Consider the following 21,919-nt stretch of genomic DNA (forward strand, 5'->3'; position numbering starts at 1 on the left):
CTTACTGGCCGATGGCCAGGGTTTTCAGCATCAGCGACTTGGCGGTCGTCATCACTTCGGTGTTGGTTTGATAAGCCCTGGAGGCGGAGATCATGTTCACCATTTCTTCCACCACATTGACATTGGGCATGGCCACGTACCCGTCGGCATTGGCCGCCGGACTGCCGGGGTCGTAGGTCATGCGCAGCGGCGCCGCGCTTTCGACCACCTGGCTGACCCGGACGCCCTGGCCGTCGCCCATCGGCGTGGCCTTGAACACCACCTGCTTGGCCCGGTAGGGCTGGCCGTCGGCGCCCACCACGCTATCGGCGTTGGCCAGGTTGCTCGACACCGCGTTCAAGCGGGCCGACTGGGCCGTCAGGGCGGAACTGGAAATGGACAGAATGTTGAACATGGCCTTTTACCTCACTGTCCCTGGATTGCCATTTGCAGGGTTTTGAACCTGCCGCTCAGGAAAGTCAGCATCGCTTCGACCTGCACCGAGTTCTCGATGAACGCCGCCCGCTCGACATCCATGTCCACCGTGTTGCCATCCACCGCCCCCTGGAATTCGGTACGGTATTGCAGATCGACGCCGTTCCGGCCGCCCGTGGCGGAATCCAGGTGCCCCGAGGCGGTGCGGGCCAGCGCCAGCGCTCCCTGGCTTGTCCCGCCCAGGGCCTGGCTCAGGGCCGATTTGAAGTCGAAATCCCGGGCCTTGTAGTGAGGCGTGTCCGCATTGGCGATATTCGAGGCCAGCAGTTCCTGTCGGTAGGAACGCAGGTTCAATGCCGCTTGCTGCAACCGGAACTCGCTATCAATACGATCGATCATGATGGACTCAAGTTTGTATTCCGCCTGCCGTTATGCAGATACCGTGCCAGAAGCCAAACACCGCTCATGGCGCGGACCTCGCCAGGTGCGCCGTCCAGCGGCCGCCGGCTTGGACGGCAATCCGCGGGCGGCTCGGCAACATTTGCCGGCAGCGGCCGGCGGCGCTTTCCGCGACGCTGTTCCGCAAACCTGTTCCGACTTGCACCGCCCCCCGGGCCATGATTCAATCGGCGCATGCATTCATTTTCCCTGTCCCTGGCGGCGGCATTGCTGGCGCTCGCCGCATCCGTTTCCCCTTCCCTGGCCGCACAGGACCCCGCCGCCGCCCGCAAGGCCGTCGAGGACTTTTTATATCGACAAACCAAGGACTTGCCGGGGCGGGTCAATATCGTCGTCGGCCCCATCGATGCGCGCAGCCGTCTGCCGCCCTGCGAAATCCCCGAGGTTTCGCTGCCTCCCGGCGGCCGGGCCTGGGGCCGGACCCATGTGCTGCTGCGCTGCCCCTCGGCCGACAGCAACTGGAGCCAATACGTGTCGGCCCATGTCCAGATCAAGGGCGAATACCTGGTGGCCGCACGGGCGCTGTCGGCCGGCCACGTCCTCGGCGAGAGTGACTTCGCCCCGCAACAGGGCGACCTGACCGATTTGCCGGGTAGCGTCATCACGGACCCCCGGCTGGCGCTTGGACGGACGTTGCTGATGCCGACAGCGGCGGGCAGGCCGCTGCGCAGCGACCTGCTGCGCCAGACGCCGGTGATTCAAGCGGGCCAGATGGTCAAAATCGTTTCCCGGGGATCGGGTTTCCAGGTGTCCAGCGAGGGCCAGGCCCTGAACGGCGCCGCCCCCGGACAGCCGATACGGGTGAAGGCCGCGAGCGGACAGACGATCAATGGCGTCGCCCGGGCGGATGGCACGGTTGAAGTCGCTTACTGATACAATTCCGCGCGCAGTACCGGCTGCCCGGCGGCTATCGGATTCGCTGAATTCGCCCCTGGCTCCGACCGCTCGATTCGATCGTTTTTGGGCTCAAGTTCTCTCGCCGCTGCCCGTTAACCGAGGTAGTGCTCCCGTGGAGGAAAGGATTTCATCGTGAAAGTCGACAATTCCATCAGTCAGCTTGGTCAGGCCCCGGCCGGCCCCAAGGCTGCGCACTCGACGCCGACACCTTCCTCGTCACAGCCGGCAACGGGGGCGAAAGTCCAGATTTCGGCCCTGTCGGCCCAACTGCAGGGCGCGGAGGCGGTTGCCGCCGATGCCTCCGTCGTCGACGTCAAACGGGTCGCGGAAATCAAGCAGGCCATCGCCGAAGGACGCTTCAAGATCGACCCGGAAAAGATCGCCGACGGCCTGCTGGACAGCGTCCGGCAGATGCTGAATGGCCGGGCCCCCGCCGGAACGACGTGATCGATTCAGCGGAAGTCTCGCGTCTGATCGGCGATGAGCTTGCCACGCTGGGCAAGTTCATCGACCTGCTCCAGGAAGAACAAGGAAAGCTGGTTGCCGGAGAGCTGGAGGGATTCGAGGCCCTGGCAGCCTCCAAGCTTGCAGCGGCGGACCGCCTCAATGGGCTGAGCACGTCGCGCGATCGGCTCCTGTGCAACGCTGGATACCCCGCCGGCCGGGAAGGTGTCGAAGCATGGCTGGCCGGCCCGCCCAACCCGCCGTCAGCCGCGGAATCCCGGGGGGCATGGGAATCGCTGCTGGCCTTGGCGGCGGAAGCCCGACGCCTCAACGAACTCAACGGCAAGCTGATCGCCGAGCGCCTCAGCCACAACCAGCAGGCCCTGTCGATCCTGACCACGGCCACCAATCGCGCCTCCCTCTATGGCCCCGATGGCCAGACCCGCGTCAGCGGCGGCGGGCGCAAGCTGGGCAGCGCCTGAGAGTCCGGGCGGCTCAAGCCCCCGCCGCTACTGGCCGATCCTACTGGCCGACCTGCACCTCCACCGGATTATCGGGGTTTTGCGCCTCGATCATGATCGCCACCCGGCGATTGCGCTGGCGTCCGTCGGCACTGGCGTTGTCCGCCACCGGGCGTTGATCCGCGTAGCCGGTGGCAGTGAGCCGTCGCGGGTCGACGCCGTTTTCCACGAACAGCCGCACGACGGCCGAAGCCCTCATTCCGGATAGCTCCCAATTCGAGGGGAACTGCTGCGTATTGATCGGCGCATTGTCGGTATGGCCTTCGACGATGATGGGAAACGCCGACGCCGCCAATATCTTCCCAACGGCCTGGAGGGCGTTGACCGCCACCAGGTCCAGGGTTGCATCCCCTGACGCGAAAAGGACGCTGGCATTGATTTCCACCGAGATCCCGCGCGCGCTTTCGGTGACCCGCACCCGCCCGTCGCGGACCAGCGGCTCCAGCGCGCTCTTGATGTCCCTCGCCATGGTGCGTATCTGCTCCCGCTTCTGCTGGCTGGCTTCGTCGGTTTTCAGTCCCGGTTGCGACTTGTTCAACGGAATCGCGATCGGCAGAGGCGCGTTGGGGTTGATCACCGTGGCGGCGCCGCTGTTGTCGCCGGGAATATTCTTGAATGCCGAGGTCAGGGCGTCCGACAGAACACGGTATTTGCCTTCGTTGACCGACGATATCGCATACATGACGACGAAGAAGGCGAACAGCAGCGTGATGAAATCCGCATAGGAAACCAGCCACCGCTCGTGGTTCTCGTGCTCTTCCTCGCTGCTGCGGCGACGGGACATGACGGGCTCAGGAGAGGTAGCCCTGCAGACGGCTTTCGATCAGGCGGGGGTTGTCGCCATTGGCGATGCCGACCAGGCCATCCACGTACATTTCCCGATAGCTGACCAGGCGCGCGATATTCACCATGAGCTTCTTCGAAATCGGCAGAAAGATCAGGTTGGCCACGCCCACGCCGTAAATCGTCGCCACGAAGGCCACGGCGATGCCAGCTCCCAGCTTGGAGGGGTCGGAAAGATTCTCCATGACGTGGATCAATCCCATGACCGCGCCGAGAATGCCGATGGTGGGCGAATAACCGCCGGCCGATTCCCAGACTTTCGCCGCCGTTTTCATTTCTTTTTCATAGGCGTCTATTTCCACCTCCAGGACTTCGCGCAGCCGCTCCGGCTCCGCGCCGTCGACCAGCAGTTGCAGACCCTTGGCAGTAAACGGGTCCTGCAGAGTGGCGATCTGGCCTTCCAGGGACAGCAATCCTTCCTTGCGGGCGACGTTCCCCCAGCGGATGACATCCTCGATCAACTGGCGCGGCGACACCACGGGAGGAAAAAATACCCAGCGTCCCATTTTCACGCCCGTGACGAAAATATGGACCGGACTTTGCAACAACACGGCCCCCAGGGTACCGCCGAGCACAATCACGAAGGCGGTCGGCTGCAGCAGGGAGCCCACGTGCCCGCCCTCGAGAACCTGGCCACCGACGATGGCGCCCACTCCGACAAGCAAACCGATGATGCTGATGGTATCCATGACCTCCCCTACTCCCGATCCGATGTCTCAGGCAGTCACGCCTTTGGGCCTGCGCCCGCGCTTTGCCTTGGTCACCGGCGTGCGTTCGCCCCCCACTACGGCGGCCCGCAGTCGAGCCACGGCCTGAGTGTGTATCTGGCAGACACGGGATTCTGAAACGCCCATCACCTCGCCGATCTCCCGCAGATTGAGATCCTGTTCGTAATACAGGGCCATCATCAGTTGTTCCCGCTCCGGCAAGGCGCCAATCGCACGGACCAGAGCGGACCGCATGTCGGCGTCCTCGAGCATCTGCAAGGGGTCGCCGCCGTCGCCGATGGCATTGCGTTCCAGATAGCCCTCTCCGGAATCGCCGTTCATGTCCTCCAGATAGAGCAGCTGGTGGCCGCGCGCTTCCAACAGGAGCGTTTGGTAATCCTCCAGGGACAGGCCGAGGGCGCCGGCCAGTTCCCCCTCCAAGGGCTGGCGCCCATATTGGTGTTCAAGTTGATGGATCATCGCCTCCACCCGGCGCATCTCGCGCCGGACGCCCCTGGGCAGCCAGTCGTTTTCGCGCAGGCCGTCGAGCATCGCACCGCGTATCCGCTGGACGGCGTAGGTTTCGAACTGGGCGCCCTGGCCATCCTCGAAGCGGGAAAGCGCGTCCAGCAGCCCCAGCATTCCGTTCTGGACCAGGTCCTCAACCTGGACACTGGCCGGCAGCTTCGCCATCAGGTGATAGGCGAGGCGCTTTACCAATGGAGCATATTGGCGAACGAGCTGTTCTCGTTCGAGGGCACCTTGGGCGGTGTACATCGATGAACATGGATGAGCCGTTGTAGCGGCCAACTATATCATCGAATTCTGGATTGCCGCGGCACGCCTCGTGGCCGGCAAATGGGCCGGTGGCGTCGGCTCTGGCGACGGGGGGAGGCGGGCATTCAGGGCATGGGCGAAATGCTCCCGGCCATGACCGAGATAACCCAGGGTGATACCCAGATGGGCTTGTGCCACCTGCTGGATGTTGGCGAATACCGCCCGCGCGTCACTTTCGTTCCGGGCCCCTGTGACGGCCAGGTGGAGTCCATTGCCGCCCCGCTCCACGGCGATCCGCTTGATCAGGGCGTAAGAGCCGGTAATGGACGCGGCATCCACCGTGCTGACCACCACGATGTGACGGGCATTCAGCGCCAATGGCGACAGCGAAGCGCCACGTCGGCTTTTGGCGCAGCCGATCAGCACATAGGCCGCATCGCGCTTTGCCTCGTCGAGAAACGCCGCATAACGTTCGCGCAGGCCATGCTCGCCACGAGCCATGGCATGGGCCGCCCGCCGTGCCGAGACGGCGCGCAGCAGGGGCGCCACATCGACGACTGCTTGGCCGAACGCGCATTCGCCGACCAGCGCATGGAACAAATCGCAGCGGGGTTCGACGCCCAGCCGGGCGAGCGGGCCATCGGCATCGCCGTTTTCGTCGACCACCGCCACGCCCTGCCCCATGCTGGCGAGCGTCATCGCCGTCCGCGCCAGCAGGGCGCCACGGCCCTGCGTCCCGGCGGCCGAGGCGAAGGCGATCACCTGCGCGCTGCGGCTGCCGAACAGACGCCGCAAGCCGGCCGCCTGATCGGTCCGTCCTCCCGGTGCCCAGTCAAGCAAAGCGGCGCTCCGCGGACAAGCCGCCGCCAGCCTGGCGATTGAGCACCATGCCCACCTCATTCTCCTGCAAGCGGTGGGGAGATTCCGTCGGCGGCAGCTTGAATGCCCGATGCAGGAGATAGCTGCGATTCGGCAAGTGCATGTCCTCGGGGACCCGCTGTCCGTTGGCGACATAGGCCAGCAACAAGCCATGGCGAACCAGCGCATCGATGGCGGGCGCCAGGGAGGCGGTCTCGTCCACTTTGGTCAGCAGGCAGCCGGCCAGGTCCTCGCCGGCGTAGGCCCGGATCACGTCGTCCAGCGTGTCGCCGCGGCAGGTGGCGTTGAGCAGCAGCAGGCGATTCACTTCGCCGGCCCGCATCAACATGGCGGCCTGGTCGGCGACCATGCGGTCCCGCTGGCTCATGCCCACCGTATCGATCAGGATCATGTGCTTGTCGCGCAAATCGGACAGGGTGTGGCGCAGGTCGTCGCCATCGCGCACGATGTGCACGGGGACTCCGAGAATGCGGCCGTAGATGCGCAATTGCTCATGCGCGCCGATCCGATAGCCGTCGGTCGTCAAGAGGGCGACGCGGTCGGCCCCGTAGCGGACCACGCAGCGCGCGGCGAGCTTGGCCGTGGAGGTGGTCTTGCCGACGCCGGTGGGGCCCACCAGCGCGTAGACGCCGCCCTTGTCGATCAGGTCGCCTTCGTTGCCCAGGGTGCGCAGGCGCCGATTCAGTCCCGCCATCAGGCGCTTGCGCCCTTCGTCGATATTGACGTCCGCGGGCAGGTCCTGGGTCAGGCGACGCGCCAGCTGCCCCGAGAAACCGGCCTCCAGCATTTCCGACAGCAACAAGGCCCTCACCGGCGCGCTCTTCGACAGCTCGCCCCAGGCAAAGCCCGCCAATTGCTGCTCCAGCATTCCCTTGATGACCCGCATCTCCTGCATCAGCATGCTGACCTTCGGGTCCGTCCCCTCGGTTTCCGGGCGCGCCTCGCGTTGCGCCGGCCGCGTCTGCGCGGCGCGGGGCGACGGGGAAGACGGCGCGGTGGTGGCGCCGGCGCTGGTCAGTGCCGCCACCACCTGCTCTTCGCTCGGCACGGTCTCCGCCTTCGAGTCCCGCGGCGGCAGGGGCCGCAACCGCGAACGCGCGGGCTCCTCCGGCGCCTGCCAGGCCCGGAAGGCCGGCTGCTTGCGCACCTGGGCAGAAAGACTCACGGTGTAATCGTCGTCTTCCGCCGCTGCCGGCATGGCGGCAGTCGTGCCGGCATATTCGACCGGACCGCCGTTGCCGACCGCGCGTACCGACGTTTCGGAGGCCTGACGCGACAGAGCCTCCAGGCTGTCGGAGGACATCGCGGTGATTTCGACGCCGCCCTCCACCGCCTTGTTGGAAACGACAATCGCATCCGGCCCCAGTTCGTCTTTGACCCTGCGCAGGCATTCCCTGGCAGTTTCGGCATAGAAGCGTTTTACCGTCATTTGTTGGCTCCAATGATCGCCGTCACCTTGATCGTGCGTGAATCGGGCACTTCAGCGTTGGCAATGACTTTAAGTTGAGGGACGGCGCGCCGCAGGAATCGGGACAGCAGCCAGCGCAACTGCCCCGGCACGAGCAGTACCGGCGGCAGACCCAGATCCTCCTGGCGCTGCGCAGCGGTGGCCGTTTCCCGCAGCAGCGTGTCGGCCAGCCCCGGCTCCAGGGCGCCTTCGCCACCGCTCAGCAGTGCCTGCGCCAGGACGCGCTCCAGGCCCGGCTCGATCGCCATCACCTGCATTTCGCCGTTGCCGGGGAAGAGTTGCTGAACGATGGCCCGCCCCAGGGCGATGCGCACCTGGCTGGTGAGTTCCAGAGGATCCTGGCTGCGGGGCGCATACTCCGCCAGGGTCTCGATGATGGTCCGCATGTCGCGGATGTTGACGGCCTCTTCCAGGAGGTTCTGCAACACCCGCTGCACCGTGGAGAGCGACAGCTGTTTCGGCACCAGGTCCTCGATCAGCTTCGGCGCGTCGGTCGCGATGTGGTCCAGCAAGGACTGCGCTTCCTGCCGGCCCAGCAATTCGGCGGCGTGGGACAGGATGACGTGATTCAGGTGGGTCGCCACCACCGTCGAGGCATCCACCACGGTATAGCCGAGCGCGTGGGCCTGGTCGCGGAGATTGGCCTCGACCCAGATCGCCGGCAGATCGAAGGCCGGGTCGCGGGTCTGCATACCGGGCAGAGGACCGCCCACTCGCCCCGGGTTGATGGCCAGATACATGCCGGGGTACGCCTCGCCGATGCCGATCTCGACCCCCTTCAAGGCGATGCGATAGGCATTCGGTTTCAACTCCAGATTGTCGCGAATGTGCACCGGCGCGGCCAGAAAGCCCACTTCCTGGGCAAATTTCTTGCGCAGGCCGCGGATGCGCTTGAGAAGGTCGCCTTCCTGTCCCTGATCCACCAACGGAATCAGCCGATAGCCGACTTCCAGCCCCAGTACATCGACCGGCGCCACGTCGTTCCAGCTCGCCTCCAGGTTGTCCGACTCCCCGCCCGACGCCGCCGGGGCCGAGGCCTCCTGAGCCTCAGCCGCGGGACTGGCCTGTTGCTTGAGCTTCCAGTAGGCAAGGCCGCCGATGAGGGTGGCCATCAACAGGAACACCAGATGCGGCATCCCCGGAATCAGCCCCATGATGCCGAGGATGGAGGCCGTCAGGATCAGCGCCGACGGATTGCCGAAAATCTGGCCGATGAATTGCTGGCCGATGTCCACCCCGTCGTCGCCCACCCGGGTCACGACCAGGCCGGCGGCGGTGGAAATGATCAGCGCCGGAATCTGGGCGACCAGGCCGTCGCCGATGGTCAGCAGGGTATACACCTTCGCGGCGTCCGCCGCCGCCATGTCGTGCTGCAACACGCCGACGATCAGGCCGCCGACGATATTGATGATCAGGATCAGAATCCCGGCGACGGCGTCGCCCCGCACGAACTTGGACGCACCGTCCATGGAGCCGTAGAAGTCGGCCTCCTGCGCGACGGTCGAACGGCGCTTGCGCGCCTCGTCCTCGCCGATCAGGCCGGCATTGAGGTCGGCGTCGATCGCCATCTGCTTGCCGGGCATCGCATCCAGGGTAAAGCGCGCCGAAACCTCGGCGATGCGGCCGGCGCCCTTGGTGATCACCACGAAGTTGATCACGGTCAGGATCACGAACACCACGATGCCGACCGTGTAGTTGCCGCCGACCAGGAAGTGGCCGAAGGCCTCGATCACCTTGCCGGCCGCGTCCGGTCCCGCATGGCCGTGGATCAGCACGACCCGTGTCGAGGCGACGTTGAGCGACAGGCGCAGCAGCGTGGTGACGAGGAGAACGGTGGGGAAGACAGAAAAGTCGAGGGGCTTGATGGTGTACATGGCGACCAGCAGCACCATCACCGCCATCGCGATGTTGAAGGTAAACAGCAGATCCAGCGCGAAAGGCGGCAGGGGCAGCACCATCATCGCGAGAATCATGATGATCAGCATCGGCGCGGCAAGGGCGCGCAAGTTGCCCTTGCCGAACAACTGATTCATCGTCATGGCCAGGGCGTCACTCACGTCTCAGGCACTCCCGGGTCCATCCCTTCCGGCACCGCAAGGGCGGCCGGTGGCGCGGGCGGCAGCAGCGTCGCGCCGCCGTCGGCGATGAACTGATTGAGTTGATAGACGTAGGCCATCACCTCGGCCACCGCGGTATACAGGGCCTGCGGAATCTGCTCCCCGATTTCGGCGTGCTTGTAGAGCGCGCGCGCCAGGGGCGGAGCCTCCAGCATCGGAACGCTGTGTTCCTCCGCCAGTTCGCGGATGCGCTGGGCCACGTGATTGATGCCCTTGGCGACGATCTGGGGTGCGTCCATGGTTGCCGTGTCGTACTTCAACGCGACCGCGAAATGGGTCGGGTTGGTGACCACCACATCGGCCGTGGGCACCTCGGACATCATGCGGCCGCGCGCCATCTCCCGCTGCTGGGAGCGGATGCGCGCCTTGAGGTGGGGATCGCCTTCCATCTCCTTCATTTCCTGCCGCAGCTCCTCGCGAGTCATGCGCAGCCGGGAATAGTATTGCCAGAGCTGGAATGGCACATCCAGCAGGACGATCACCGCCATGCCGGTGAGCAGCGCCAGCGCAGCGGAAAAAACCAGGCGGAAGTAGCCGTTGATGCCCACCTCGACGGTGCCGCCCACCAGCGAGAACATCGCCTCGCCGTCATGCCAGATCACCCAGAATACCGTCCCGCCGATCAACAGCGCCTTCAGAATCGCCTTGACCAGCTCGCCCAGGCCGTGCATGGAGATGATGCGCTTGGCCCCCTGAACCGGGTTCAGGCGGGTGAAGTTGAATGTCAGGGCCTTGGTGGAAAAGACCCAGCCGCCGATCAGGAAGGGTGCCGCCAGTGCCGAGGCCACCGTCAGGAAACAGATGGGCGCCACGATCAACAAACCCTCCAGCGAGAGGGAGACCGCCCGCAGCCGCATCGCACCGTCGGAAAACACGGCATCGCGGTCGAAACTCAAGCCATGGCGCAGCAAGGACTCGGCATGATGGGAGAGGAAGCCGGACAATGCCCACAACCCGGCGGTTCCCGACAGCAGGACGAGGAAAGCCGTGAGCTCCCGCGACTGAGGGACCTGCCCCTCCTCGCGAGCCTGCTCAATGCGTCGACTCGACGCTGGTTCCGTTCGTTCGAGGTCGCTTTCCTCAGCCATGCGCGGAGACTCCCATGACGGCAATTATTGCCGTCATGGGAAATCAGGAATCCGCGAATAGCCGGGCTTAGGAGGGTTATTTCTATCTACGTCGGCGCTTACGCCGCCACCGCAGCGAGCATCTCGAAGAAAGTGGAACGGGGAACGCCTCGGCCCTCACCCAACTCCTGGATCAGTTCCTTCATATCGAGGATCAGCACGATCTGCCCGTTGGACAGGGTGGTGACGCCAGCCACGCCCTTGGGCCGGAAATCCTCCAGGGACTTGATGACCGCGTCCTCCCGTCCCATGAACCCGTCGATGGCGAGGATGAAAGTATGTTCGGCGGACTGCATCAGTACGCCGTAACCGGGCACTTCTTCCGCCGCCCATCCCAGCATGTAGGAAAGCGGATAAATCGGCATCACCTCGCCGCGTACCACCATGGTGGCGCGGCCGCCGACCTCCTGCACCAGATTCACGTCGATGGGCAGGATCTCCCGCACCATCGACAGGGGGACGGCGAAGGGCTGCGTACCGAGCTGCACCAGAAGCACGGGCAGGATGGCCAGCGTCAAGGGCAGGGAGATGATGAACGTGGTGCCCTTGCCCTGTTGCGACCTGATTTCGATCGAGCCATTGAGCTTCTGGATGTTGGTGCGGACCACATCCATGCCGACGCCGCGCCCCGAAACGTCGGAAGCGACGTCCTTGGTCGAGAAGCCCGGCAGGAAGACGAGATTGAAGCTCTGCCGCTCGTCCATCGTATTGGCCTCCTCATCGGTGATGAGGCCTCTCTCCAGCGCCTTGGCGCGCAACCGCTCGGCATTCATGCCGCGACCGTCGTCGGCCACCAGAAGAACGATGTGATCGCCCTCCTGGCGCGCTTCCAGGCGTACTTGCGATTTTCCGGACTTGCCCAGTGCGAGCCGGTCCTCGGTCGATTCGACGCCATGGTCGACGGCGTTGCGGATCAAATGGATGATCGGATCGGACAGGTCCTCGATCATCGTCTTGTCGATCTCCGTCTCTTCGCCGGCCAGCACCAGTTCGACGTCCTTGCCCAGCGAACGGGCCAGGTCCCGGGCAATCCGGGGATACTTCTGGAACAGCCGCCCGATCGGCTGCATCCGGGTCTTCATCACCGCATTCTGCAAGTCCGACACCAGGAGGTCGAGCTGGCTCACCGCCTGATCGAGCGCGTGCAGGGTATCGGTATCGCTCCGGCCGTTGAGGATATCGGAACGCAACGAGGTCAGCCGGTTCTTGGTGAGACCGATTTCTCCCGAAAGATTGAGCACCTGATCCAGGCGCGAGGTATCGACCCGGATGGAGTTGTCGCGACTCTTCTCCGTCTCGCGGCGCCCCACGGCGCCGGGATGGCTCGGCTTGTCCACCGCACGACGCCCGATCGCTGCCTGGATGATCTGCTCCGGCGACTCCCCGCTGACATCGTGATGCAGCGCGGGGACAGAGGAGAGTTGCACGGCCTCGGCAGCCGGCTCCGGCGCCGAGGACGCGGTGACGGCGCTGAAAAGCTGATTCCAGTCAGGAGCGCCGGCGCTGGCCGAGCCAGTCACCGCCGGAGCCAGTTCCGCAACCGGCGCGGGAGTCGCGCTGCCGGAATGCAATTGCCCTTCGATGGCGGCCCTGAGATTCGCGATCAACGCCGGGGATGCAGACTGCGGCTGAACGCCGCCATCCAGGGCATGAAACATTTCCCGCACCGCCCCGGTGGCCTCCAGAATGACATCCATGATCTCGCCAGTGACATCCAACTCGCCATTGCGCAGACGGTCGAACAGATTCTCCGTCAGGTGGCAGAGGGTCACCAGTTCCGTGGCGTTCAGGAATCCGGCCCCCCCCTTGATCGTGTGGAAGCCCCGAAAGATATCGTTGAGCAAGCACAGATCCTGAGGATTCTGCTCCAGATCGACCAGTTTGTTATCCACGCCCGAGAGCAGATCGTTCGCCTCCACCAGGAAATCCTGGAGCAGGTCTTCCATGCCTTGAAAATCACTCATCGCTTATCCTCTCTGTGCCCACAGTCCCGAAGCGATCGCCTAGAAGCCCAGGCTTTCCAGAAGGTCATCCACTTGGGATTGCGTGGTAACCACGTCGGTCCGGTTCGCCCCGCTGATCACCGGGCCGTTCAAAAACCCGTCGGGTGCCGTTGCTTTCCGTTCTTCCGGCATGGCCTCGACCAGGACGCTCAGCAACTGAGTCTCCAACCCCTGGGCCATCTCGACCACCTTCTTGATCACCTGCCCGGTCAGGTCCTGGAAATCCTGCGCCATCATGATTTCCATGAGCTGATCCCCCACGGTCTTCATCTGGTTCGGCGTCTGGGAGAAAAAATCGCGGGTATCCGCCGCCAGGGCCTTGAACTCCTCCACGGACAACTGGTTGGCGAACATCTTGTCCCACCGGATGCCCAGCGTCGTCGCCGCCGATTGAACCCCCTCCTGCAACGGCTTGGCGATATCGGTGGCATTCAACACGCGGCTGGCCGCCTGTTCGGTCATCTGGGCGATATAGGTGAGACGCTGGCGGGCATCCGGCACCTGGCGCGCCGTGTCCTCAAGCAGTTTGTCATAGCCGAGCTCGCGCAACGTATCGTGGAGCTGGCGCGCCATGTGCCCCAACCGATTGAAGACGATATCGTCCTTCGTGCCGGCAAGGCTGGCATCCGCTGCCCGGGATGGTGCGCCAGCAGCAGGCGCTTCGACATGGGCCACCACGGAATCGAACAGAGCCTGCAACTCGTCCGAGTCCCCTGAACTCGACATTTCGGGAGCGGGCGGCGGCGCCTTCACCCCGGTGCTGGCCGCAATGCTGTCAAACAATGCCTGCAGATCCTCTGAATCCCCGGACTCGTCGAACTTGACTGGATTGCCCATTTCAAAGCCCTGCTTTTTCGAAAATTTTGATCAGCTTTTCGTTGAGCGTCGCCGCGGTGAAGGGCTTCACGATATAGCCCGAGGCCCCGGCCTGGGCCGCCGCGATGATGTTCTCTTTTTTGGCCTCGGCCGTGATCATCAGCAGCGGCAAATGTTTGAGCTGGGGATCGGCCCTGACCATCTGCAACAGGGTCAGGCCGTCCATGTTCGGCATGTTCCAGTCGGACACGACGAAATCGAATCCGCCACCCTTCAGTTTTTGCAGGGCAACCGCGCCATCCTCGGCTTCTTCCACATTGGTAAAACCGAGTTCTTTGAGCAGGTTGCGCACGATGCGGCGCATTGTCGAAAAGTCATCGACAACGAGGAACTTGATCTTGCTTGGATCGGCAGGCATTGAGAATCTCCAGAATCAGTCCCGCAGGGACTTCAGCAACAGGGGGCGAAGGGTCTCGGCCAAAGCGTCGGCGTCAAACTTGGCGACGTAGGAATCCACTCCGACCGATTTGCCCATGGCCCGATTCGCCTCGGAAGACAGGGATGAGTGCATCACGACGGGAATTTCGTCGAATCTGCTGTCGGACTTGATATTCCGGGTCAGGACATAGCCGTCCATTTCCGGCATCTCGGCGTCCACCATGATCAGGCTCAACTCGTCGCGCACACTGCGTCCCGCCTGCTGGGCCGCGCCCGCCATGCTCGAGAGTCGCGTCCAGGCCTCGAGGCCGTTCTGCGCATGCTTGTGCTTGACGCCGAGCTTATCCAGCACCTCGGCGATTTTCCGGCGGGCGACGGCGGAGTCGTCGACATAGAAGACATTGATTTCGTGGGCATCGTTGATCGGCTCGATCTGCCCCACCAGCGCATCGCCGAAGGTATTGGCCATGATCTGCTCGACATCGACGATGGACACCAGCCGCCCCATCACTTCCGTGATGGCGGTGATGTAGTCGTGCGCGCCGCTGGTAATCGCTTCCGGCGCCCGGACCTTGTCCCACTCGACACGGATGATGCGATCGACGCTATGGACGAGGAAACCCAGGGTACGCTTGCTGTATTCGGTCACCATCATGGAGCCGCCCCGCTCCGACGGCGCGTCCGTCAGGCCCATGACCTTGGACAAGGACACCACCGGAATCACATTGCCCCGCAGGCTGATCAAGCCTTCCACGCCGTTCGGCATATTGGGCGCCTTGGTGATTGAGGGGGTCTTGCTGACCTCGCGCACCTTGAACACGTTGATGCCAAAGGTTTCGTGAGTACCCAATTCGAACAGCAGGATTTCCATCCGGTTCGAACCGGCCAGCTTGGTCCGGGCGTCGACGGAATCCAGCAATGAATTATTGCCATGTTGTGCGATCAGATTCATCCCGCTCTCCGTTAGGCCACGACTTCAGGATTGTGGCCCAGCAGCAGTCGGCCAATGGTCTCCGACAAGCGCTGCGGCTCGAACTTCGGAACATATTCATCGACCCCCACCGAGCGCCCCAGTTGCTGGTTCGACATGGAAGACAGCGACGAGTGCATGATCACGGGGATCCCGGCATATTGGGGATCCGATTTGATCGATTTGGTCAGGATGTAGCCATCCATCTCCGGCATCTCCACATCGGTCAATATCAACTGGACGAAATCCCGTACCTGCTTACCCTGCGCTTGTGCATGGGTCGCGACTTTTTGCAGTTCCTCCCAGGCGGCGCGGCCGTTGACGGCCCCGATGAACCGGATGCCCATGGCGGTGAGGGTACGCTCGATCTGATTGCGAGCCACCGAAGAATCGTCCGCGAACAATACGGTCAGATCGTCGCGCCCCAAGGGGGTGATGTTCTGGAACAGGAAAGTGTCGTCATACTTGGCTGTTTCGGCCAGCACCCGCTCCACATCGAGCATCATCACCAGCCGGCCATCCTGCAATTCCGTGACGGCGGTCACCAGGCCGCCGAGGTTGGCGGTCAGCATTTCGGGAGGAACCCGCATCTGGGCCCAGTCGAGACGCAATATGGTATCCACCGCCTCGACCAGGAACCCCTGGGTATGGCCGTTGTACTCGGTGACGATCATGATGTCGCGAGGACTCGTCGGCTGCATTCCGATGTATTCGGCCAAATCGACCACGGGCACCAGGGCGCCGCGCAGGCTCACCATGCCCTTGACCGAGGACGGCATGTCGGGCGCCGCGGTAATCGGCGGGGTACGCATGACTTCGCGCACCTTGAACACGTTGATGCCAAAGGTCTCGCACCGCCCGGTACGTTGATCCGTCCCCAGGGAAAAAAGCAGTATTTCCAGCTTGTTGGTGCCGGCGAGGCGCGTGCGCCCATCGATGTTCTTTAACAAATCAGACATGGTATTCACCTTTCCACCAGGGGCGGATGACAGCAACGCCACGCCTGTTGTCCGGTCCAACGCTGCTGTTCAGGAAGTTCATTTGCAACACCGCCCCCTACCCTTAGTCTCTCCCGCGCTCGCCCAGGAAAATACATCGCCAGAGCACCTTCGCGTCACTTTAAACGGATTTTCGCTGCCAATATTCGCGAATAGTCGCAAATATTCCACAATCCGCCCGAATCATTTCTCTTTTTGCACGCCGGAACATGAGCTGCAAGCCGGCTGGAGTTGCCGATTTTATCTTTTATTATCAAAAATGTAATGAAACCATAGTGCACGCCCGCGCATCGCCCCCACGACCTCACGCATGGGCAGAGCGGACATCGCGCCATCCGTAGCGGCCGCAGCAGCACAATTCCGATCGAATACGGCCGGCAAAGTATATCCGGTAACGCGTCCCGGGCGCAGCCAAGCCCGGATTCTCATGACGACACCGACCCCGAAGACTGCCCCCCCAAGGACTCGGTACCGCCACCCGCCCGGCTGTCGGCACGCATATATACAGTGCGCCCGAGCGGACGGAAGATATCTCCCGCATGCATGAAGCTCTCGGCGTGGCCGGCAAAGAGTAGCCCATCTTCCCGGAGCAAGGGTTTCAATTTCTGCAATAGCGTGTATTGCGTCGGTTTATCGAAATAAATCATCACGTTCCTACAGAAAATCGCATCGAAGTTCCCCTCTACGGGCAAACGCCGATCCAGTAAATTGATCTGTCGATAACTGACAAGTCTTTGCAGCTCGGGGCGCACCCGCACCTGATCGCAATCGCCCCCCGGCTCCTTGAAAAAATAGCGTTGCAGGCGCTCGGCACTGAGTCGCTCGACACGCTGGACGGGGTATGCGCCCCTTGCCGCCACCGCCAGCACGTGGGTGTCGATGTCGCTGGCCAGGATCGAGACCGGCGGCGCAAGAGAAGAAAATACCTCGCAGGCGGTGATGGCCAGCGAGTAGGCTTCTTCGCCCGTGGAAGCCGCGGCGCACCAGATTCGATATTGACGATGGCGACGGTCCGCCAAATGCCGTGCCAGCACCTCGAAATGATGCGGCTCGCGAAAAAAATAGGTCAGATTGGTGGTCAGGGAATTCACGAATATCTGCCGCTCGTCCTCATGCCCCGCATCCAGGAACGCCAGATAGTCGGCAAAGGTCCGCAGCCCCAGGGTCCGCAAGCGACGGGCGAGACGGCTATAGACCATGTTCCGCTTGATCGACGACAGGGAAATACCGGCATAGTCATGGATCAGGACGCAGATCGCCTTGAAATCCTGATCGGTAAAGGAGAACTCCTGTTCGATCGGGGCCTGGCCTCCCCCCGCTTCCGATGTCCCGGCTCGTCCTGGCATTGGCAACCCGATGACTATCTGCCGAATTCAGGCGCCGGCTCGTCCAGCAGCGCCATTTCGCTGGACAGCATCAGGCGCTCGATGTCGAGGACGATCGACGTTCGCCCTCCCGACACGACGAGTCCGTCGATATAGCGGTCATCCACGGCAGCCGCGGGTCCGGCCCACGGATGGAGCCGATGCGGATGAAATGCAACGACATCGACCACGCCATCGACGACCATGCCAACGACACGGTTTTGAATATTCAGAACGATCACGACCGTAAAGTCCGTGTAGTCCGCCGCCGCATTGAATCTGATGCGCAAATCCACGACCGGCACGATCATGCCCCGCAGATTGATCACCCCCTTGATGAAGGCGGGCGCATTGGCAAGCGTGGTCGACTTCTCGTAAGCGCGAATTTCCTTGACCTTCAGAATATCGACCGCATACTCCTCGGCGCCCAGGGTAAACGTCAGGAACTCCCGCAACGGTCCCGGATCCTCGTCCTCATACGCAATCTCCGTCCCTTCACGCATACCGTTTTCCACGTCACGCCGCGGCAGACAGCGGCGACCTTGCTCGCGCCATCGCCACGAGCGCCGCCACATCCAGAATCATCGCCACCCGCCCATCCCCCATGATGGTGGCGGCGGCGACCCCCGGTACCCTGCGGTAATTGGTCGTCAAGCTCTTGATCACCACTTGATGCTGAGCGCCCAGGGCGTCGATGAACAATGCGGCCTGACTCCCCCCGGCATCCACGATCACCGCGATGCCCTGGTCCAGCGCCTGAACCGCCGAGGGAATACCGAAAACCTCATGCAAGGAAATGATGGGCAGATCCTCGCCGCGGACCTGGAGCAGGTGACCCGTTCCAGGCAGGTGCCTGACCATTCCTGGCGATGCCTGCAAGGACTCCACCACACCGTGGATCGGAATGATGAAGGTTTCATCCCCCACGCCAACCGAGATGCCATCGAGAATTGCCAGCGTCAAGGGCAGGCGCAGCGTTATCCGCGTGCCCTCCCCCGCCATGGTCTCGATTTCCAGCCGGCCGCCCAGTTCCTCGATGTTCCGCTTCGCCACATCCATGCCGATCCCGCGCCCGGAAATTTCGGTCACATGGTCCACAGTGGAAAATCCGGGCTCGAAAATCAGCTGCCACACCTCCTGGTCATCCATCCGCTCCCGAACCACGAGGCCCAGTTCCCCGGCCCTGGATAGAATCCGTTGCCGATCCAGGCCGGCGCCATCGTCGCCCACCTCGATGACGATATTTCCGCCCTGGTGGTAGGCATGGAGCGTGATGCTCCCCACCGCCGGCTTACCCTGGGCAATGCGCGACGCGGGCATCTCAATTCCGTGGTCCAGGCTGTTCCGCACAAGATGGGTCAGAGGATCGACGATACGCTCGATCAATCGTTTATCGAGCTCCGTTCCCTCGCCGATGATTTTCAGTTGCGCCTGCTTGCCGAGCGACCTGGACAATTCCCGCACCACGCGTGGAAAACGCGAAAAGGCCAACGCGACCGGCGCCATGCGCAGCGAGAGCATGGCCGCCTGCAGATCGTTGGTATTGCGCTCCAGCTGCGCAAGAGCACTATGCAGGCGCTCGTACCGGATCGGATCCAATATCGCAGCCGCCTGCAGCAACGACGACTGCGTGATCACCAACTCCCCCAGCAGATCGATCATTTGATCCACCCGCTCGACGCCGACACGCATCGTGGCTTCCGCCCTCGCGGTATCGCGCCCCATGCAATCGGCCGCGGCGGCGGCATCGTTCAAGTCGGCGATGGCGGGCTGTACCGGTTCGACAAAAAAACCATACTCACCCTCCGGATCGCCCTGATTCTGGACGCACCCCGGCACGGCGGCCCCCTCGATGCTCGACGACAGCAGTTCGAGTTGCCGACAGGTGGCGGCCATCGTCTCCGGGGCGGCACCTCCCTCGCCCCGATGGAATGCGAGCATGCCCTTCAAGGCATCCCCGGCTCCGAGAAAGATGTCGAGCAGATCGTGGTGCCAGGCCAACCGTCCCTTGCGCACCTGATCCAGCAGGTTTTCGAACAGATGGGCAAGCTGCGCCAGGTCGGCAAAACCAAACGTGGCCGCGGAACCCTTGATGGAATGGACTTCGCGAAAAACGGCATTGAGCTGTCCGAAATCGGGAGCCCGCGCACCCATTGCCAACAGTTGGGACTCCAGCGTCGCGAGATGCTCCGCGACCTCGTCGAAAAAGACCCGATGGAATTGCTTAATGTCGATGGTCACGAGAGTCCCTCTTCATCGACGGTGCAGACACTCAATCAACCGATTACCATCTTCACGACTTCGAGCAGCTTCTGAGGGGCGAAAGGCTTCACCAGCCATCCGGTGGCCCCCGAAGATCGCCCCTGCTGCTTCATGGCGTCCGAGGACTCGGTGGTCAGCATCAGAATCGGGGTTCTCCTGTACTGGGGCAAGGCGCGCAAACTCTTGATGAGCACCAGTCCGTCCATGCGCGGCATGTTCTGATCGGTGAGGACCAGGTCGAATGCGGTCGCCTGTGCCTTATCCAGGCCGTCCACACCATCCACGGCCTGAACCACTTCATAGCCCGATGTTCCCAAAGTGAAGGAAACCATCTGGCGAAGGGATTCCGAATCGTCAACGGCGAGAATCGTTTTGGCCATCGGATATCCTCCTAATCAACGCAGAACACCAATGACGGGTCCCTCAGCCATAGCCGCTCATGGCTTGCTGTCACCCGCTCCCTCTTGCCCCAGACGGCTGGCTGACTGGTTATCGCCGACCTCCATGACCTGCCCATCCCGCAAGATGGCCTCCTCGGTGCGCTTGTTCATCACGACGATGCTGATGCGCCGATTGATCGGATTGAACGGGTCTGCCTTGTCGTAGAGCACTGTGGACGCCAGGCCGACGACCCGCATGATTTTTTGATCATCCATCCCTCCGGCCACCAACTCCCGGCGGGAAGCGTTGGCCCGGTTGGTGGACAACTCCCAGTTGCCGAACCCCTTATCCCCCCCCGCGTAGGGCGTGGCATCGGTATGGCCGGAGAGGGAAACATGGTTCTGGACCTTGTTCAGCGCCTTGCCCATCTCGCGCAGAATTTCACGGGTATAGGGCTTCAACTCGGAACTGGCGGAATCGAACATGGGGCGGTTCTTCTCGTCCACGATCTGAATGCGCAGTCCTTCGGAGGTGAGATCCAGCAGCATCTGATTCTTGAACTGCTTCAACGCCGGCGTCGATTCGATCAGATTTTCAAGATCCACCTTCAATGACTCCAGGCGCTGCTGCTCCATGCGCTCGAACTCGGCCCTGAGTTTCTCGGGATTGGCGAGGCGGCTGGATGGATCGAGATCCCCCCGCTTCACCTGTCCATGGGTACGGCTCAGATCCTCGCCACCGCCCTGAATCACCGAGGTGGCGTCGCCCGCCCCCGAACCGCCGGACATTGCCACTTTCAAGGGGGTCGAGAAATAATCGGCGATCCCCTTCAAGTCGCCCTGCGTCGTGGACCCCAGCAGCCACATCAGCAGGAAAAACGCCATCATCGCCGTCACGAAATCCGCATAGGCGATCTTCCAGGCGCCGCCATGGTGGCCGCCGCCGCCTTTCTTGATACGCTTGACGACAATGGGTTGTTGGGACTCGTCGTTCACGGTGTTTACCGGCGGGCGTCAGTCGGGATCACTTTCCCTTGCGGGCCTTGAGATCGTCCTCCAGCTCGATGAAACTGGGACGATCGGCAGAATAGAGCACCTTGCGGCCGAACTCGACCGCCACCTGCGGCGCGTAGCCGCTCATGCTGGCCAGCAGCACCACCTTCATGCACTGATAGACCTTGGATTCCTCGTGCAACTTGTGCTCAAGAGCGGTGGCCACGGGCGCGACGAAACCATAGGAAAGCAGAATGCCAAGGAACGTCCCGACCAGGGCGGCCGCGATCAGCTTGCCCAATTCCGCGGGCGGAATCCCCACCGACTCCATGGTATGAACCACCCCCATCACCGCCGCCACGATACCGAAAGCGGGCAGGGCATCCGCCACCTTGGACAAGACATGGACCGGAACCTCCCCTTCGTGGTGATGGGTCTCGATCTCGTTGTCCATCAAGTTCTCGATTTCGAAGGCATTGAGGTTCCCCCCCACCATCATGCGCAGATAATCGGTCAGGAACTCGATCACATGGTGATCGCCGACAAGCACCGGATATTTTGCGAAGATCGGACTCGACTCGGGACTGTCGATATCGCCCTCGACCGACATCAATCCCTCTTTGCGCACCTTGGACAGAATCTCATACAACATGGCCAACAGATCCATGTAGAGGGCCTTGTTCAGATGCGACCCCTTCAGCACCTTGGGGATTGCACTCAAGGTCGCCTTCACCACCTTGGGCGGATTCGCCACCAGGAAGGCGCCGAGGGCCGCACCGCCAATGGTCAGCAACTCCGTCGGCTGGATCAGGGAGTGCACATGCCCGCCGGCCAGGATGAAGCCCCCCAGCACCCCCCCCAGCACACAAACATAACCGATGATTACGAACATATAGGACGTAGACCCGGGGTGCTACCGGGTTATCTCATAATGGAAGTCGCAATGATAACGACAAAAGAAATCTTAGGCACGCCCTGGCCATGGAAAGCGCCGGGCAACCCGGGCTACGCAGCCCGGGTTGCCTTGCCGGACCATGCGCAA

The 21,919-nt window shown here is 62.7% G+C and carries 23 protein-coding genes and 1 pseudogene; 3 read left to right on the forward strand and 21 right to left on the reverse strand.

From position 1 onward, the window contains the following. Nucleotide 1 precedes the first annotated feature (1 nt). Together flgC and flgB are read right to left on the reverse strand one after the other, a co-directional pair. The gene (gene flgC / locus B9N43_RS08990) at nt 2-394 is read right to left on the reverse strand and encodes a flagellar basal body rod protein FlgC (protein ID WP_145841929.1); all 393 of its coding nucleotides are present in this window, start codon (nt 392-394) and stop codon (nt 2-4) included. A gap of 11 nt (nt 395-405) precedes the next feature. Continuing rightward, entirely contained in the window at nt 406-813 is a 408-nt protein-coding gene (gene flgB / locus B9N43_RS08995) for a flagellar basal body rod protein FlgB (RefSeq protein ID WP_145841930.1), read from the reverse strand. A 234-nt stretch (nt 814-1,047) separates the two neighbouring features. On the opposite strand from flgB, the gene flgA reads away from it, so the two are divergent. The 3 genes from flgA (at nt 1,048) to B9N43_RS09010 (ending at nt 2,696) form a co-directional block, all read left to right on the forward strand. Beyond that, nucleotides 1,048-1,746: a flagellar basal body P-ring formation chaperone FlgA gene (gene flgA / locus B9N43_RS09000; RefSeq protein ID WP_145841931.1), complete on the forward strand. Its 699-nt coding sequence runs from the start codon at nt 1,048-1,050 to the stop codon at nt 1,744-1,746. 156 nt (nt 1,747-1,902) lie between these two features. Continuing rightward, nucleotides 1,903-2,217 carry a flagellar biosynthesis anti-sigma factor FlgM gene (gene flgM, locus B9N43_RS09005; protein WP_145841932.1) on the forward strand — a complete coding sequence of 105 codons (315 nt, stop codon included), beginning with the start codon at nt 1,903-1,905 and terminating at the stop codon, nt 2,215-2,217. Beyond that, nucleotides 2,214-2,696 (forward strand): flagella synthesis protein FlgN, encoded by a 483-nt coding sequence (locus B9N43_RS09010; protein ID WP_145841933.1) that lies wholly within the window; start codon nt 2,214-2,216, stop codon nt 2,694-2,696. Before flgM ends, B9N43_RS09010 begins: the two co-directional genes overlap by 4 nt. A 40-nt stretch (nt 2,697-2,736) precedes the next feature. On the opposite strand, the gene motD is transcribed toward B9N43_RS09010, so the two are convergent. The 19 genes and pseudogenes from motD to motA form a co-directional block, all read right to left on the reverse strand. Next, nucleotides 2,737-3,519 (reverse strand): flagellar motor protein MotD, encoded by a 783-nt coding sequence (motD, locus tag B9N43_RS09015; RefSeq protein ID WP_145841934.1) that lies wholly within the window; start codon nt 3,517-3,519, stop codon nt 2,737-2,739. A 7-nt stretch (nt 3,520-3,526) separates the two neighbouring features. Further along, the gene (locus B9N43_RS09020; protein ID WP_145841935.1) at nt 3,527-4,267 is read right to left on the reverse strand and encodes a flagellar motor protein; all 741 of its coding nucleotides are present in this window, start codon (nt 4,265-4,267) and stop codon (nt 3,527-3,529) included. Between the two features lie 27 nt (nt 4,268-4,294). Continuing rightward, on the reverse strand, nt 4,295-5,062 hold the full coding sequence (locus B9N43_RS09025) for an RNA polymerase sigma factor FliA (RefSeq protein WP_145841936.1): 768 nt from the start codon (nt 5,060-5,062) through the stop codon (nt 4,295-4,297). Nucleotides 5,063-5,095: 33 nt separating this feature from the next. Then, complete coding sequence (locus tag B9N43_RS09030; RefSeq protein WP_145841937.1) at nt 5,096-5,902, reverse strand: MinD/ParA family protein; 807 nt, start codon at nt 5,900-5,902, stop codon at nt 5,096-5,098. Further along, complete coding sequence (gene flhF / locus B9N43_RS09035; protein WP_145841938.1) at nt 5,895-7,370, reverse strand: flagellar biosynthesis protein FlhF; 1,476 nt, start codon at nt 7,368-7,370, stop codon at nt 5,895-5,897. Before flhF ends, B9N43_RS09030 begins: the two co-directional genes overlap by 8 nt. Then, a complete protein-coding gene (flhA, locus tag B9N43_RS09040) occupies nt 7,367-9,448 on the reverse strand; it encodes a flagellar biosynthesis protein FlhA (RefSeq protein WP_145843510.1) in 2,082 nt (693 codons plus the stop codon). Before flhA ends, flhF begins: the two co-directional genes overlap by 4 nt. A gap of 14 nt (nt 9,449-9,462) precedes the next feature. Then, nucleotides 9,463-10,614 carry a flagellar biosynthesis protein FlhB gene (gene flhB, locus B9N43_RS09045; RefSeq protein WP_145841939.1) on the reverse strand — a complete coding sequence of 384 codons (1,152 nt, stop codon included), beginning with the start codon at nt 10,612-10,614 and terminating at the stop codon, nt 9,463-9,465. 98 nt (nt 10,615-10,712) lie between these two features. Continuing rightward, a complete protein-coding gene (locus B9N43_RS09050) occupies nt 10,713-12,617 on the reverse strand; it encodes a chemotaxis protein CheA (RefSeq protein WP_261379303.1) in 1,905 nt (634 codons plus the stop codon). A gap of 39 nt (nt 12,618-12,656) precedes the next feature. After that, nucleotides 12,657-13,493 (reverse strand): protein phosphatase CheZ, encoded by an 837-nt coding sequence (cheZ, locus tag B9N43_RS09055; RefSeq protein WP_145841940.1) that lies wholly within the window; start codon nt 13,491-13,493, stop codon nt 12,657-12,659. 1 nt (nt 13,494) lies between these two features. Then, the gene (gene cheY / locus B9N43_RS09060; RefSeq protein ID WP_145841941.1) at nt 13,495-13,890 is read right to left on the reverse strand and encodes a chemotaxis response regulator CheY; all 396 of its coding nucleotides are present in this window, start codon (nt 13,888-13,890) and stop codon (nt 13,495-13,497) included. A 15-nt stretch (nt 13,891-13,905) separates the two neighbouring features. Further along, entirely contained in the window at nt 13,906-14,862 is a 957-nt protein-coding gene (locus B9N43_RS09065) for a chemotaxis protein (RefSeq protein ID WP_145841942.1), read from the reverse strand. 11 nt (nt 14,863-14,873) lie between these two features. Beyond that, complete coding sequence (locus B9N43_RS09070) at nt 14,874-15,839, reverse strand: chemotaxis protein (protein ID WP_145841943.1); 966 nt, start codon at nt 15,837-15,839, stop codon at nt 14,874-14,876. Nucleotides 15,840-16,303: 464 nt separating this feature from the next. Continuing rightward, complete coding sequence (locus B9N43_RS09075) at nt 16,304-17,224, reverse strand: CheR family methyltransferase (protein WP_145841944.1); 921 nt, start codon at nt 17,222-17,224, stop codon at nt 16,304-16,306. 14 nt (nt 17,225-17,238) lie between these two features. Next, nucleotides 17,239-17,745, reverse strand: a complete 507-nt coding sequence (locus B9N43_RS09080) for a chemotaxis protein CheW (protein ID WP_145841945.1) — start codon at nt 17,743-17,745, stop codon at nt 17,239-17,241. Between the two features lie 13 nt (nt 17,746-17,758). Continuing rightward, nucleotides 17,759-18,904: a chemotaxis protein CheA gene (locus B9N43_RS09085; protein WP_315904565.1), complete on the reverse strand. Its 1,146-nt coding sequence runs from the start codon at nt 18,902-18,904 to the stop codon at nt 17,759-17,761. A gap of 333 nt (nt 18,905-19,237) precedes the next feature. Next, nucleotides 19,238-19,483, reverse strand: a pseudogene (locus B9N43_RS17760) (Hpt domain-containing protein); the annotation flags it as partial. A gap of 35 nt (nt 19,484-19,518) precedes the next feature. Then, a complete protein-coding gene (locus B9N43_RS09090) occupies nt 19,519-19,884 on the reverse strand; it encodes a response regulator (RefSeq protein WP_145841947.1) in 366 nt (121 codons plus the stop codon). 57 nt (nt 19,885-19,941) lie between these two features. Continuing rightward, on the reverse strand, nt 19,942-20,880 hold the full coding sequence (gene motB, locus B9N43_RS09095; protein ID WP_145841948.1) for a flagellar motor protein MotB: 939 nt from the start codon (nt 20,878-20,880) through the stop codon (nt 19,942-19,944). Nucleotides 20,881-20,908: 28 nt separating this feature from the next. Further along, nucleotides 20,909-21,769, reverse strand: coding sequence for a flagellar motor stator protein MotA (gene motA, locus B9N43_RS09100; protein WP_145841949.1), 861 nt, complete (start codon nt 21,767-21,769; stop codon nt 20,909-20,911). Nucleotides 21,770-21,919 lie beyond the last annotated feature (150 nt).

The sequence above is a fragment of the Denitratisoma sp. DHT3 genome, from assembly GCF_007833355.1.
GTDB lineage: Bacteria > Pseudomonadota > Gammaproteobacteria > Burkholderiales > Rhodocyclaceae > Denitratisoma.

Bases quoted from the DNA above. Each gene is read 5' to 3' on its own strand.
- flhA (WP_145843510.1), bottom strand. From the start codon at position 9,448: ATGACGATGAATCAGTTGTTCGGCAAGGGCAACTTGCGCGCCCTTGCC.
- B9N43_RS09085 (WP_315904565.1), bottom strand. From the start codon at position 18,904: ATGATCGATCTGCTGGGGGAGTTGGTGATCACGCAGTCGTCGTTGCTG.
- motA (WP_145841949.1), bottom strand. From the start codon at position 21,769: ATGTTCGTAATCATCGGTTATGTTTGTGTGCTGGGGGGGGTGCTGGGG.
- flhF (WP_145841938.1), bottom strand. From the start codon at position 7,370: ATGACGGTAAAACGCTTCTATGCCGAAACTGCCAGGGAATGCCTGCGC.
- flgB (WP_145841930.1), bottom strand. From the start codon at position 813: ATGATCGATCGTATTGATAGCGAGTTCCGGTTGCAGCAAGCGGCATTG.
- B9N43_RS09090 (WP_145841947.1), bottom strand. From the start codon at position 19,884: ATGGCCAAAACGATTCTCGCCGTTGACGATTCGGAATCCCTTCGCCAG.
- flgC (WP_145841929.1), bottom strand. From the start codon at position 394: ATGTTCAACATTCTGTCCATTTCCAGTTCCGCCCTGACGGCCCAGTCG.
- B9N43_RS09070 (WP_145841943.1), bottom strand. From the start codon at position 15,839: ATGTCTGATTTGTTAAAGAACATCGATGGGCGCACGCGCCTCGCCGGC.
- B9N43_RS09065 (WP_145841942.1), bottom strand. From the start codon at position 14,862: ATGAATCTGATCGCACAACATGGCAATAATTCATTGCTGGATTCCGTC.
- flgA (WP_145841931.1), top strand. From the start codon at position 1,048: ATGCATTCATTTTCCCTGTCCCTGGCGGCGGCATTGCTGGCGCTCGCC.
- motD (WP_145841934.1), bottom strand. From the start codon at position 3,519: ATGTCCCGTCGCCGCAGCAGCGAGGAAGAGCACGAGAACCACGAGCGG.
- B9N43_RS09020 (WP_145841935.1), bottom strand. From the start codon at position 4,267: ATGGATACCATCAGCATCATCGGTTTGCTTGTCGGAGTGGGCGCCATC.
- cheZ (WP_145841940.1), bottom strand. From the start codon at position 13,493: ATGGGCAATCCAGTCAAGTTCGACGAGTCCGGGGATTCAGAGGATCTG.
- B9N43_RS09025 (WP_145841936.1), bottom strand. From the start codon at position 5,062: ATGTACACCGCCCAAGGTGCCCTCGAACGAGAACAGCTCGTTCGCCAA.
- B9N43_RS09075 (WP_145841944.1), bottom strand. From the start codon at position 17,224: ATGCCAGGACGAGCCGGGACATCGGAAGCGGGGGGAGGCCAGGCCCCG.
- flhB (WP_145841939.1), bottom strand. From the start codon at position 10,614: ATGGCTGAGGAAAGCGACCTCGAACGAACGGAACCAGCGTCGAGTCGA.
- B9N43_RS09050 (WP_261379303.1), bottom strand. From the start codon at position 12,617: ATGAGTGATTTTCAAGGCATGGAAGACCTGCTCCAGGATTTCCTGGTG.
- B9N43_RS09080 (WP_145841945.1), bottom strand. From the start codon at position 17,745: ATGCGTGAAGGGACGGAGATTGCGTATGAGGACGAGGATCCGGGACCG.
- cheY (WP_145841941.1), bottom strand. From the start codon at position 13,890: ATGCCTGCCGATCCAAGCAAGATCAAGTTCCTCGTTGTCGATGACTTT.